Here is an 11,236-nt window from a genome sequence, read left to right on the forward strand (position 1 = left end):
AAGCGAAGTAAATGGTGGGCGATACAAGGATCGAACTTGTGACCCCTTCGATGTCAACGAAGTGCTCTACCGCTGAGCTAATCGCCCGTATTTGTCCAGTTTGGCCCCGAGCCCCAAAGAAAGGGGCGCGGAAGTCCGCGCCGGTTCGGACCCTATAAAAGGAGTCGGCGGAGGGATCAAGGGCTTTTGGCGACAAGAATATTCAGGCTAAGATATTTTCCAAATATGGAGTCTCCATTGCCCAAGGTCGCGTTCGAGATCATTCACCCCGAAAGGCGCAATACCAGCGTGGTATTCGCATCCCCGCATAGCGGACGGGATTATCCCGCGTCGTTTTTACGTCGCACCGTTTTGAACCAGCATTCGATTCGAAGCTCGGAAGATGCCTTTGTAGACAAGCTGTTCGATTGTGCGCCGCGTTTCGGGGCGCCGCTGTTGCTGGCAGGGGCGCCGCGGGCCTTTATCGATCTCAACCGTAGCGCCGACGAACTGGACCCGGCGCTGATAGAAGGCGTGCGAGGTGTCGGGCATAATCCGCGAATCGCTTCGGGTCTTGGTATTATCCCACGGGTGGTTGCCAATGGTCGCGCGATCTATAGCGGCAAGATCCCCCGGGAAGAGGCCGATCGGCGGATCAATACCTATTGGGTTCCGTATCATACTGCGCTGCAGAAGCTGTTGAGCGATTCGTATGCGCGCTTTGGTGAAGCGATCCTGATCGATTGCCATTCGATGCCGCATGAGGCGGTCGATAACGTGGAACGGTCGGGCGTGCCACGGCCCGATATCGTTCTGGGGGATCGTTTTGGCGCGGCGGCCGGGTCAGAAATCGTCGAACAGATCGAGACCGTCTTTCTGGAAGCCGGTTTGCGGGTGTCGCGGAACACCCCCTTTGCCGGGGCTTATACGACGCAGCATTACGGCCGCCCATCACGGCGACAACATGTGATCCAGATCGAAATCGACCGGTCGCTGTATATGAACGAGCAGATGATCCGGCCGAACAACAATTTCAACGCGTTCCGCAGCCTGCTGCGCGAGGTCGTGGCGCGGATTACGGATATCGGGGCCCGGGAAACGAAGCTGGCGGCAGAGTGATCAGCGCAGCGATCTGCCTTTCTTGATCATGTCCTTGCCGAATCGTTCGCGGATCGCATCGGTGGCGCGTTCGGCCTTGCTGCGCTTACCCGCCTCGGGGTCCAGCAGGTCGCCAGCCAGCCCAGCCTGATCTTCCGGGCATAGTTCGGACAGTCCGACCCCGATCAGGCGATAGGGGCCAGTGCCGGCGAGTTGATCGAACAGCGACCGTGCATTGCGGTAAATTGTATCCGCCAACTGGGTCGCATCATATAGTTTGTGTCGGCGTGTCAGGGATTTGAAATCGGATCGCTTGAGCTTCAGCGTGACCACCCGGCCCGCCAGTCCCTTTGCTTTGGCCCGGTCGGCGACCTTTTCCGCCATCCGCCACAGGTGCCCGTCAAGGATATCCGCGTCGGAGGTGTCTTCGAAAAATGTCGTTTCGTTGGAAATCGATTTCATTGGTTCATGCGCGGTGACCCGGCGGCGGTCCTGACCGCGGGCCAGATGCCACAGCCTGTCGCCCATAGACCCAAAACGCGCATTCAGGTCTTCGCGGTCCCAGCGCAACAGGTCGGTAAATGTACGAATTCCGGCCTTGTTCAGGGCTGTCTGGGTCGCCTGTCCAACCCCCCAGATCATCTGAACCGGTTTGTCGCGCAGGAAATCCGCCGTTTCGGCGTTACCGATCACCGAAAAGCCGCGTGGTTTCTGCAGGTCTGAGGCGACCTTGGCGAGGAATTTGTTGTGGCTGAGCCCGATCGACCCTGTCACGCCCAATTCGTCCTTCATTCGATTGACCAGCCGCGCCAGCATTGCCGCGGGCGGCGCACCGTGCAGGCGTTCGGTGCCCGACAAATCCATGAAGGCTTCGTCCAGCGACAACGGCTGCACATCCGGGGTCAGGTCCTCCATCATCCGGCGGATGTCGCGCGATACTTCGGCATAGACCTGCATGCGGGGTTTGATCACTACCGCGTCGGGGCAGAGTTTCAGCGCCTGAAACATCGGCATTGCGGAATGAACGCCGCGAATACGCGCGACATAGCAGGCGGTCGATACCACGCCGCGCCGTCCGCCACCAATGATCACGGGTTTGTCAGCCAGTTCGGGATTGTCGCGCTTTTCAACTGATGCGTAGAATGCGTCACAATCCATATGGGCAATTGATAACGAAAACAGTTCAGGATGATGCACGAGTCTGGGACTGCCACAGGATGGGCAGCGCGGGCCGGCGTCAAAATCTGTCACGCAATCTCGACAAAGCGATGGCATAGAAGCGGCGTTTCCTTAGATCAGGCTAAGATAGGTATATGTGTATTGAGAATGACGTTACAGCATTCGCTGGGGCCAAGCTGATGCTTTTTATGGGCGGCCGGCTGGCGGTGATCCTGCGGGATGATTTTCCTCATATCCCGTGGCCGGATTTCTGGGATTTTCCGGGTGGCGAATGTGATCCCGGCGAAACGCCGGAACAATGCGTGATCCGCGAAACCGAGGAGGAATTGTCAATCAGGCTGGAACCGGGCGACTTGGTCTGGAAACAGGTTTTGCCGCGCGACAATCAACTGCCGGTGTGGTTCTACGCGGCGCATTTGTCAGCGGCGCGGGTGGAGGAAATCAAACTGGGCGATGAAGGGCAGCGCTGGCAACTGATGGATGCCGGGACCTATCTGGCCCATCCCAAGGCGATTCCGCATTTCGCGGAACGGCTGCGGATTTACCTGCACGAACGCGAAGGGTAGCGATCTGCAGTCGTTTCCGCGTTGGGCCGTTCAGCTGTTAGGCGTTTTGGCTTGCGGGCTGTTCATTTCGGCCAGGATTGCATCGGCAGCAGCGCGCGGATCGGGCGCTTGCCAGACCGGACGGCCAACGACGATATGGTCGACCCCGTCGGCCACCGCCTGAGCCGGGGTGGCGATGCGTTTCTGATCGCCCAAGGCGGCCCCGGCCGGACGTACGCCGGGGGTGACGATCAGGCGGCCTGCGGCTTCGGGCAGGGCGCGGATGCGGGCGGCTTCCTGCGGCGAGGCGATAATGCCATCGGCGCCAGCTTCGAATGCGCGGGCGGCGCGTTCGACCACCAGATCGGCCACCGCGCCCGGTTTGATCAGGCTGGCATCAAGGTCATCGCGGTCAAGCGAGGTCAGGATTGTCACCGCAAGGATTTTCAGATCCTTGCCCGCTGCGCCTTCCTTGGCGGCCCGGACCACATGCGGATCGCCATGCACGGTCAGGAAATCAATATCGAACTGCGCCAGCCCGCGCACGGCGCTTTCCACCGTGGCGCCGATATCGAATAGTTTCATGTCGAGAAAGATGCGCTTGCCGAAATCCTGCTTCAGCTCGTTGGCCAGCGCCAACCCGCCCCCGGTGAGCATCCCAAGGCCGATCTTATAGAAGGACACGGCGTCGCCCAATTGTTCGGCCAGCCGCAGCCCTTCGAGGGCATTGGGAACATCGAGGGCTACGATCAGACGGTCATCGGACATGAGAATGGGCGCTCCTGCAAAGTTGCGCCCTTTTCGCGGGATATCGGCAAGCCGTCAAGCAGCGGCGGGTTCGGCGGCTAGAATTCCAGGGGCAAAGGACAAGGAAACGCGGCCATTGCGGTATTCCGGCATCCGGCCCAACTGACGCAACGCTTCGGAAATCAATGCATGGTGGCAACTGGTCGGGGTCACATCGGTTACCGCGCAATGCATTTGCACATGGCCCTTGTCGGATTCGAATGACACGAACCCGGACGCCTTGCCCGATTCTGAACTTCCCTGCATCTGCGAAACTTCGATTTGAGTAATATACATTGATACGCCCTGCACTGATTCACTGAAACTATCGAAGAAGATGTTAAATTCGGATTACATTTAAGATACGGCTGAATGGGCTGTTTTTACAGATGTGCTGAGGGAGGGGTCTTGAACTATCCTTTCTGAGTAACCACCTCACTTTTGAGGCCCGGAAATGGGGCGTGCCGCGAAGCGGGCGCTGCGGAAATAGGGTGCTTTTGAAAAGGAGAATACGATGGACTTGAACAAGTTCACCGAGCGGTCGCGCGGTTTCATTCAGGCGGCACAGACCATCGCGATGCGGGAAAATCACCAGCGTCTGGTTCCAGAACATCTACTCAAAGCATTGATGGATGATGATCAGGGGCTGGCAGCCAACCTGATCACCCGCGCGGGCGGTGCGCCCGACCGTGTGATCGAGGCGGTGGATGCCGCCGTTGCCAAGCAGCCGAAAGTGTCCGGCGACGCAGGTCAGGTCTATATGGACAACGCCACCGCGCGGGTTCTGGACGAGGCCGAGAAAGTTGCCAAGAAAGCGGGCGATAGTTTCGTTCCGGTCGAACGGATGCTGATGGCACTGGCTTTGGTCAAATCCAAGGCCAAGGACGCGCTGGATGCCGGTGCTGTGACACCACAGAAACTGAACGGGGCGATCAACGACATCCGCAAGGGGCGTACCGCCGATACCGCGTCTGCCGAGGAAGGCTATGACGCGTTGAAAAAATATGCCCGCGACCTGACCGAGGCCGCTGAACAGGGCAAGATCGACCCGATCATTGGCCGGGACGAAGAAATCCGCCGTTCGATGCAGGTGCTGAGCCGCCGGACCAAGAATAACCCGGTGCTGATCGGGGAACCCGGCGTGGGTAAGACCGCGATTGCCGAAGGTCTGGCGCTGCGCATCATCAATGGCGACGTGCCCGAAAGCCTGAAGAACAAGAAGCTTCTGGCGCTGGACATGGGGTCATTGATCGCAGGCGCGAAATATCGCGGTGAATTCGAGGAGCGCCTGAAAGCGATCCTGAAGGAAATCGAAGCTGCCGCAGGCGAAATCATCCTGTTTATTGACGAGATGCACACTCTGGTCGGTGCCGGTAAGGCGGATGGCGCAATGGATGCGGCCAACCTGATCAAGCCTGCCCTGGCGCGGGGTGAATTGCATTGCATCGGCGCGACCACGCTGGATGAGTATCGGAAATACGTGGAAAAGGACGCAGCTCTTGCGCGGCGATTCCAGCCGATCGTAGTCGAAGAACCGACCGTCGAGGACACGATTTCGATCCTGCGCGGGATCAAGGAAAAATACGAACTGCACCATGGTGTGCGGATTTCCGATGCGGCGCTGGTGTCGGCGGCGACGCTGTCGCATCGCTATATCACCGACCGGTTCTTGCCAGACAAGGCGATCGACCTCGTTGACGAGGCGGCGAGCCGGTTGCGGATGGAGGTCGATTCCAAGCCCGAAGAGCTGGATCAGCTGGATCGTCAGATCTTGCAAATGCAGATCGAGGTCGAGGCGCTGAAGCTGGAAGAGGATGCGGCGTCCAAGGACCGGTTGGAAACCTTGGAAAAGGAACTGGCCGATCTGCAGGATCACAGCGCCGAGATGACCGCGAAATGGCAGGCAGAGCGTGACAAGCTTGCCGGTGCACGCGACATCAAGGAACAGCTGGACCATGCCCGCGCTGAACTGGAAATCGCCAAGCGCGAAGGCAATCTGGCCAAGGCCGGTGAGCTGTCCTATGGCGTCATTCCGGGGCTGGAAAAGCAGCTTTCCGAAGCGGAAGCGCAGGAAGAGCAGGGCGTCATGGTCGAAGAGGCCGTGCGCCCCGAACAGATCGCCGCCGTGGTCGAGCGTTGGACCGGTATTCCCACCGCGAAGATGCTGGAAGGCGAACGCGACAAGCTGCTGAGGATGGAAGACGAACTGCATCGCCGGGTGATCGGTCAGAATGCGGCCGTTAAAGCCGTGGCCAACGCGGTGCGCCGCGCACGGGCCGGTCTGAACGACGAAAATCGTCCGCTGGGATCGTTCCTGTTCCTTGGGCCGACCGGTGTCGGTAAGACCGAACTGACCAAGGCGGTCGCCAATTACCTGTTTGACGACGACAACGCGATGGTCCGCATCGACATGTCGGAATTCATGGAAAAGCATAGCGTCGCACGCCTGATCGGTGCACCTCCGGGCTATGTCGGGTATGACGAAGGCGGGGTTCTCACCGAAGCGGTTCGGCGCCGTCCCTATCAAGTGGTGCTGTTCGACGAGGTCGAAAAGGCCCACCCGGATGTGTTCAACGTGCTGTTGCAGGTGCTGGACGATGGTGTGCTTACCGATGGACATGGCCGCACGGTTGATTTCAAGCAGACACTGATCGTGTTGACATCGAACCTGGGGGCGCAGGCGCTGAGTCAGTTACCCGATGGGGCTGACGCTTCGGATGCCAAGCGTGACGTGATGGATGCGGTGCGGGCCCATTTCCGCCCCGAATTCCTGAACCGTCTGGACGAGACCATCATTTTCGACCGGCTGGGCCGGGCAGATATGGATGGTATCGTTGAAATCCAACTGAAGCGTTTGGCCAAACGCCTTGTCGGTCGCAAGATCGCACTGGAGCTGGATGACGAGGCCAAGAAGTGGCTTGCCGATGAAGGCTACGATCCGGTCTTCGGGGCTCGACCGCTGAAGCGGGTGATCCAGCGTGCATTGCAGGACCCGCTGGCGGAGATGTTGCTGGCCGGCGATGTTAAGGACGGCGATACACTGGCAGTGTCCGCCGGTGCTGAGGGTTTGATCATCGGCGACCGGGTTGGATCTTCGAACCGCCAGCCGCCCGAAGATGCGGTCGTGCACTAAGTCCGATAGCTAAAGAAAAGAGCCCGCCCCGACTGGGGCGGGCTTTTGCATGTCTGGGGCAGATCAGACGAAGAAGAAGTCATCGGCATCTATGTTGGTGGCCAATGTATTCAGCAGGGTCACTGTATATCCGCTGTCGACCGTGATGACAGTATTCGCACCAGTCTGGACGATCATCACATCATCGGCCGAAGATACACCGACCGCATTGAAGTCGAGCAGATCGAGACCGTCTTCGAAATCGGTGATCGTATCGTGGCGGAAACTGTCTTCGAACACGAACAGATCGTTGCCAGCCCCACCGCTAAGCAGATCGTCACCAAGCCCGCCATCCAATACATCGTCGCCGTCGCCGCCAAAAAGCTGGTCCTTGCCTGCACCGCCGAACAGCTCGTCGTGGCCGTTCTGTCCCCAGATGCGGTCATTGCCACTACCCCCGAGCAGGGTGTCAGACCCGTCTTCACCGTAGAGGCGATCATTGTTGGCACCGCCGTCGATATAATCGTCGCCGGTTCCGCCGGTCAGTTTGTCATTGGATGCATCGCCAAAGATCGTGTCGTCGCCGCTGCCGCCATGAACCGTGTCCTTGCCGGACCCGGCAATGATCAGGTCGTCGCCGTTTTCCCCGTAAAGCGTGTCTTCGCCGGTTCCGCCGATGATTTCGTCATCCCCACCGCCGGAATAAATCCAATCTGAACCGGCACCGCCATTAATAGTTTCATTGGCCGCAAGTCCGACGATGTGATCGGCATTTTCGCTGCCGATCACGGATGGGGCGGCGGCGAGAATGAAATCTCTGGTACCGAGATCTCCAAGCTGGGTGTTTTCCAGCAGAACAAAGTTTTCGCCCCCAAGCCAAAGACGGACAGTGTCGCCTTGCTGAACCGCGTTCATTTGACTGATATCCCAAATCCCCAGATCGGTAACGTCGATCCGGTCTGCGCCATCGCTGAAATCGGAAATCGTATCCACGCCAGCTTTTTCGCCAAAGAAGAAGACATCCGATCCGCTGCCGCCCGTCAGGCTGTCATTTTCAGTGCCGCCACTGAGCCAGTCGACCCCGGCGCCACCGGTCAGCGTATCCGAGCCACCCGACCCGATCAAAGTGTCGTTACCGTCATCGCCCTGTGCCAGGTCGTTGCCCGATCCGGCATGCAGGTAATCGGCCCCGATCCCGCCTAGAATTATGTCGTCATTATTGCCGCCCATCAGCGTGTCGCTGCCGGTTCCGCCTATGAGCAGATCATTGGCGTTGCCGCCCGACAGGCTGTCATCACCATCCCCGCCCAGCAACGTGTCATGACCGCAGGCTCCGATCAGCGTATCGCCGCCGCTGCCGCCTTCGACATAATCCGACCCGTTACCGCCGGCGATGGAATCGTCGCCAGCCCCGCCCAGAACCTGATCCGCGCCATTGTCGCCGAAATAGGTGTCGTTGCCGTCCAGCAGATCAATGTAATCTGCGGTGATGCCACCCGACAGTGAATCGTCCGCAATGGTGCCTTGCGAAAAATCGGCCATGAAATCGCCTCCTAAACTGAATGAAGGCCCAGACAAGTTGTCAAAACCGGGCCGGAAAAGAATGGGGAAGGTTAGCGCGGTGACCGAGTCGCGCCAAAGGATATGTCGAAAATGGGGCAAATACCGAACAACCCCCACTGATTGAGTGGGGGTTGTTTCGGGTTTTCACGCAGTAATAGCTTGGGGCGGCGATTGTCCGCGATTAGTCCATGCCGATGGCCGCGCGGGCAATCGTATCTACCAGCGCCTGCACCTCTTTCATCGGGCCATCGGGGAATTCCCGGTAACCGATGATCGTCTTGCCGGTGTCGGGCTGTTGCGCAACAAAGATATCGTAAGGGCAGAACCGGATATTCATCGGATCGGCCTCCATCACCTTGCGTGACAGTTTGGCGGAACAGAAGCTGTAGACATCTGCCTGGGTGAAAATCGTCACGTCCGATCCAACATCAGCCCGGGTGCGTTCCAGCATTTCACCCACATGGCTGGTGGCGTCGATGATCAACCCCTGGTCCAGAATCGCATTTTCCAGCCCGAAAATGACATCTTCGAAGCTGTCCTCTGTGGAATAGCTGACCAAGCCGTCGGCGAAAGCCGTGGTGGCTGTTGCTGCGGCAAGAGCCGCGGCCACAAAAAGTGGTTTCATATGGATTCCTCCTGCGTATCGGCGGCCACGCGACCGCATAGTCCCTGAAGAGCTTAGCCTGTATTGCCTGTATGGCATTGACACAGGTCAAGCCTATTTCCAGCTTTGTATAGGAAGCCGTTTGTTTCAACCCGGCACGTGATTGTGAGCCGATGTGGTTTGGTCTGTTGGGGATAGCGCGTTAGCTTTGGCTTAACCGCAGAAAAAGGATGCCCTGATGGCTGGCCGCTGGAAAAACACACTGACCGAGAATGATGTCACGTCCGAGACCGCCTATTTGAGCCGGCGCCAGATCATGGCTGGAATGGCAGGGCTCGGTCTGGCGGGGCTGGGCAGCCCGGCCGCAGCCGAGACCTTGACGCCCAATAGTTGGGAAGATGTGACCAGCTACAACAATTTCTATGAGTTTGGCACCGGCAAGGATGACCCGGCCCGTTATGCCGGTCAGTTGACCACGTCACCCTGGAAGGTCAAGATTGACGGAATGGTCGACCGGCCGGGCGCGTATGACCTCGACGACATTCTCAAGAAGATGACGATAGAAGATCGTATCTATCGCTTCCGCTGTGTCGAAGCCTGGTCGATGGTGATCCCGTGGAATGGATTCGAGCTGGCCGATCTGCTGGCCCTTGCCGGGGTCCAGAGCGGCGCGAAATATGTCGCCTTCGAAACTTTGATGCGTCCCGAAGAAATGCCGGGGCAGCGGGTGCCAGTGCTTGAGTGGCCCTATGTCGAGGGGTTGCGCCTTGATGAGGCAATGCACCCTCTGACCATCATGGCCACCGGGATCTTTGGCAAGGATCTGCCCAATCAGAACGGCGCGCCGCTGCGGCTGGTGGTGCCGTGGAAATATGGTTTCAAATCGATCAAGTCGGTGGTGCGCATCACCCTGACCGACAGACAGCCGCCAACCAGCTGGAACAAGGCCAATGCGCGTGAATACGGATTCTACAGTAATGTGAACCCGACCGTGGATCATCCGCGCTGGTCGCAGGCCAGTGAACGCAAGATCGGGGGCGGGTTGTTTGCCAAGCGGGTGCCGACGCCGATGTTCAATGGATATGACGAGGTCGCGTCGCTCTATCGCGGCATGGACCTGAAGAAAAACTTCTGATCGTGGCGCAGCGAACTGCCATAGAAACGGTTTCGGTCCTGACCTGCCCCGAATGCGGGCATACGCAGGCCGAAACCATGCCGGAAAACGCGTGCCAATGGTTTTATGAATGTACTGCCTGCGCGGCATTGCTGACGCCGCTTGCGGGCGATTGTTGTGTCTTTTGTTCATATGGGACGCGTCCCTGTCCGCCGGTGCAGGCGGGAATTAAATGTTGTGGGGACTGGTCGTGATTGATTGGCTTAACCGTACTGCCCGAAAACTGCCGACATGGGTCCTCTATGTTCTGGGGCTTCTTCCTATCCCATATCTGTTCTGGCAAGGCTGGAGCGGCGCACTCGGTGTCGATCCGGTCAAGGCGCTGGAGCATATGTATGGGGAATGGGCGCTGAAGTTACTGATTGCCGGATTGGCGATCACCCCGTTGCGACGCTATGCGGGGGTGAACCTGGTGAAATTCCGCCGGGCGCTGGGATTGCTGGCCTTTACCTATGTCGTGGCGCATCTGCTGATCTGGGCGCTACTGGATGTACAGACCCTGACGCGGGTCTGGGCCGATATCGTCAAACGTCCCTATATCACTATCGGCATGGCGGCCTTTGTCCTGATGTTGCCGCTGGCGCTGACGTCGACCAACAGAGCGATCCGCCGGCTGGGTCAGACTTGGCGCAAGCTGCATCGCCTGACCTATGCGGTCGCTGTGCTGGGGGCGGTGCATTTCATCATGGTGGTGAAAGGCTTCCCGGTTGAGCCACTGGTCTATCTGGCTGTGGTTGCGGTCCTGCTGGCCCTTCGGGTGAAACTGCGATCACGGGTGCGACTGGCCTGATCCGGGATTTGGCGGGGTTAAGAGCGATTCTCGTTCGATGACTCGCAGCCAACCGTTCCCGAACCCGCCCCGAAAAGCTGAGTCTGATGGGGTGTTTGGGGGTAAGCCTGTGGATAACTCAAGATATGGTAGGCGCAATCGCTGCAAAGCGGCATTTGTCGCGCCTTTCACTGATCATCAAAACAAAACAACCTTGTTAACTTATTGTTTTTTAACGATTTCACATAAAGTTCAAAAAAAACACGGTTTCGATGAAAAAAGGGGTTGCGGGTATCCCGCTATAACCTTAGAACCCCCTTCACCGGCGGCGCTGAGGCGCACAACGGGACGCGGGACGGAACGACGGAGCGGTGCTCTGGAGGGAAGCGAAGCGAGAAAACATTGAGGTTTATGAAGCGGGCGGCGC

At 58.4% G+C, this 11,236-nt stretch carries 11 protein-coding genes and 1 tRNA gene; 6 read left to right on the forward strand and 6 right to left on the reverse strand.

The annotated features are described in order from the left end of the window. Positions 1 to 12 precede the first annotated feature (12 nt). A tRNA-Val gene (locus VOI23_RS09465) sits at positions 13 to 87 on the reverse strand. A gap of 150 nt (positions 88 to 237) precedes the next feature. Between VOI23_RS09465 and VOI23_RS09470 the strand changes: the two genes are divergently transcribed. Further along, positions 238 to 1,098 (forward strand): N-formylglutamate amidohydrolase, encoded by an 861-nt coding sequence (locus tag VOI23_RS09470; RefSeq protein WP_323784485.1) that lies wholly within the window; start codon positions 238 to 240, stop codon positions 1,096 to 1,098. Here the strand turns inward: VOI23_RS09470 and VOI23_RS09475 are convergent, their stop codons facing one another. Continuing rightward, entirely contained in the window at positions 1,099 to 2,352 is a 1,254-nt protein-coding gene (locus VOI23_RS09475; protein WP_323784488.1) for a DNA polymerase IV, read from the reverse strand. Between the two features lie 38 nt (positions 2,353 to 2,390). Here VOI23_RS09475 and VOI23_RS09480 point away from each other — a divergent pair, with 38 nt between their 5' ends. Beyond that, positions 2,391 to 2,822 (forward strand): NUDIX hydrolase, encoded by a 432-nt coding sequence (locus VOI23_RS09480; protein ID WP_323784491.1) that lies wholly within the window; start codon positions 2,391 to 2,393, stop codon positions 2,820 to 2,822. Positions 2,823 to 2,852: 30 nt separating this feature from the next. Here VOI23_RS09480 and pyrF read toward each other — a convergent pair whose 3' ends face one another. After that, positions 2,853 to 3,569: an orotidine-5'-phosphate decarboxylase gene (gene pyrF / locus VOI23_RS09485; protein WP_323784493.1), complete on the reverse strand. Its 717-nt coding sequence runs from the start codon at positions 3,567 to 3,569 to the stop codon at positions 2,853 to 2,855. Positions 3,570 to 3,623: 54 nt separating this feature from the next. Next, positions 3,624 to 3,884, reverse strand: a complete 261-nt coding sequence (locus VOI23_RS09490) for a hypothetical protein (RefSeq protein WP_323784495.1) — start codon at positions 3,882 to 3,884, stop codon at positions 3,624 to 3,626. Between the two features lie 217 nt (positions 3,885 to 4,101). On the opposite strand from VOI23_RS09490, the gene clpB reads away from it, so the two are divergent. Beyond that, positions 4,102 to 6,720 carry an ATP-dependent chaperone ClpB gene (gene clpB / locus VOI23_RS09495; protein ID WP_323784497.1) on the forward strand — a complete coding sequence of 873 codons (2,619 nt, stop codon included), beginning with the start codon at positions 4,102 to 4,104 and terminating at the stop codon, positions 6,718 to 6,720. 63 nt (positions 6,721 to 6,783) lie between these two features. Here clpB and VOI23_RS09500 read toward each other — a convergent pair whose 3' ends face one another. Then, positions 6,784 to 8,241 (reverse strand): calcium-binding protein, encoded by a 1,458-nt coding sequence (locus tag VOI23_RS09500; protein ID WP_323784499.1) that lies wholly within the window; start codon positions 8,239 to 8,241, stop codon positions 6,784 to 6,786. A gap of 202 nt (positions 8,242 to 8,443) precedes the next feature. Continuing rightward, the gene (locus VOI23_RS09505; RefSeq protein WP_323784501.1) at positions 8,444 to 8,887 is read right to left on the reverse strand and encodes a DUF302 domain-containing protein; all 444 of its coding nucleotides are present in this window, start codon (positions 8,885 to 8,887) and stop codon (positions 8,444 to 8,446) included. A 217-nt stretch (positions 8,888 to 9,104) separates the two neighbouring features. Here VOI23_RS09505 and msrP point away from each other — a divergent pair, with 217 nt between their 5' ends. From msrP to msrQ, 3 genes are read left to right on the forward strand one after another with little or no spacing between them, the layout of a single operon-like run. Then, the gene (msrP, locus tag VOI23_RS09510; protein ID WP_323784503.1) at positions 9,105 to 10,001 is read left to right on the forward strand and encodes a protein-methionine-sulfoxide reductase catalytic subunit MsrP; all 897 of its coding nucleotides are present in this window, start codon (positions 9,105 to 9,107) and stop codon (positions 9,999 to 10,001) included. 20 nt (positions 10,002 to 10,021) lie between these two features. Continuing rightward, the gene (locus tag VOI23_RS09515) at positions 10,022 to 10,234 is read left to right on the forward strand and encodes a GDCCVxC domain-containing (seleno)protein (RefSeq protein ID WP_323784516.1); all 213 of its coding nucleotides are present in this window, start codon (positions 10,022 to 10,024) and stop codon (positions 10,232 to 10,234) included. Beyond that, complete coding sequence (msrQ, locus tag VOI23_RS09520; RefSeq protein ID WP_323784505.1) at positions 10,213 to 10,830, forward strand: protein-methionine-sulfoxide reductase heme-binding subunit MsrQ; 618 nt, start codon at positions 10,213 to 10,215, stop codon at positions 10,828 to 10,830. Before VOI23_RS09515 ends, msrQ begins: the two co-directional genes overlap by 22 nt. Positions 10,831 to 11,236 lie beyond the last annotated feature (406 nt).

Source organism: Thalassovita sp. (assembly GCF_034670005.1).
Lineage (GTDB): Bacteria > Pseudomonadota > Alphaproteobacteria > Rhodobacterales > Rhodobacteraceae > Thalassobius.

What these genes read in the sequence shown, in the direction of transcription:
- VOI23_RS09475 (WP_323784488.1), bottom strand. Translation starts at nt 2,352, where the DNA reads ATGCCATCGCTTTGTCGAGATTGCGTGACAGATTTTGACGCCGGCCCG.
- VOI23_RS09480 (WP_323784491.1), top strand. Translation starts at nt 2,391, where the DNA reads ATGTGTATTGAGAATGACGTTACAGCATTCGCTGGGGCCAAGCTGATG.
- pyrF (WP_323784493.1), bottom strand. Translation starts at nt 3,569, where the DNA reads ATGTCCGATGACCGTCTGATCGTAGCCCTCGATGTTCCCAATGCCCTC.
- VOI23_RS09490 (WP_323784495.1), bottom strand. Translation starts at nt 3,884, where the DNA reads ATGTATATTACTCAAATCGAAGTTTCGCAGATGCAGGGAAGTTCAGAA.
- clpB (WP_323784497.1), top strand. Translation starts at nt 4,102, where the DNA reads ATGGACTTGAACAAGTTCACCGAGCGGTCGCGCGGTTTCATTCAGGCG.
- VOI23_RS09500 (WP_323784499.1), bottom strand. Translation starts at nt 8,241, where the DNA reads ATGGCCGATTTTTCGCAAGGCACCATTGCGGACGATTCACTGTCGGGT.
- VOI23_RS09505 (WP_323784501.1), bottom strand. Translation starts at nt 8,887, where the DNA reads ATGAAACCACTTTTTGTGGCCGCGGCTCTTGCCGCAGCAACAGCCACC.
- msrP (WP_323784503.1), top strand. Translation starts at nt 9,105, where the DNA reads ATGGCTGGCCGCTGGAAAAACACACTGACCGAGAATGATGTCACGTCC.
- msrQ (WP_323784505.1), top strand. Translation starts at nt 10,213, where the DNA reads ATGTTGTGGGGACTGGTCGTGATTGATTGGCTTAACCGTACTGCCCGA.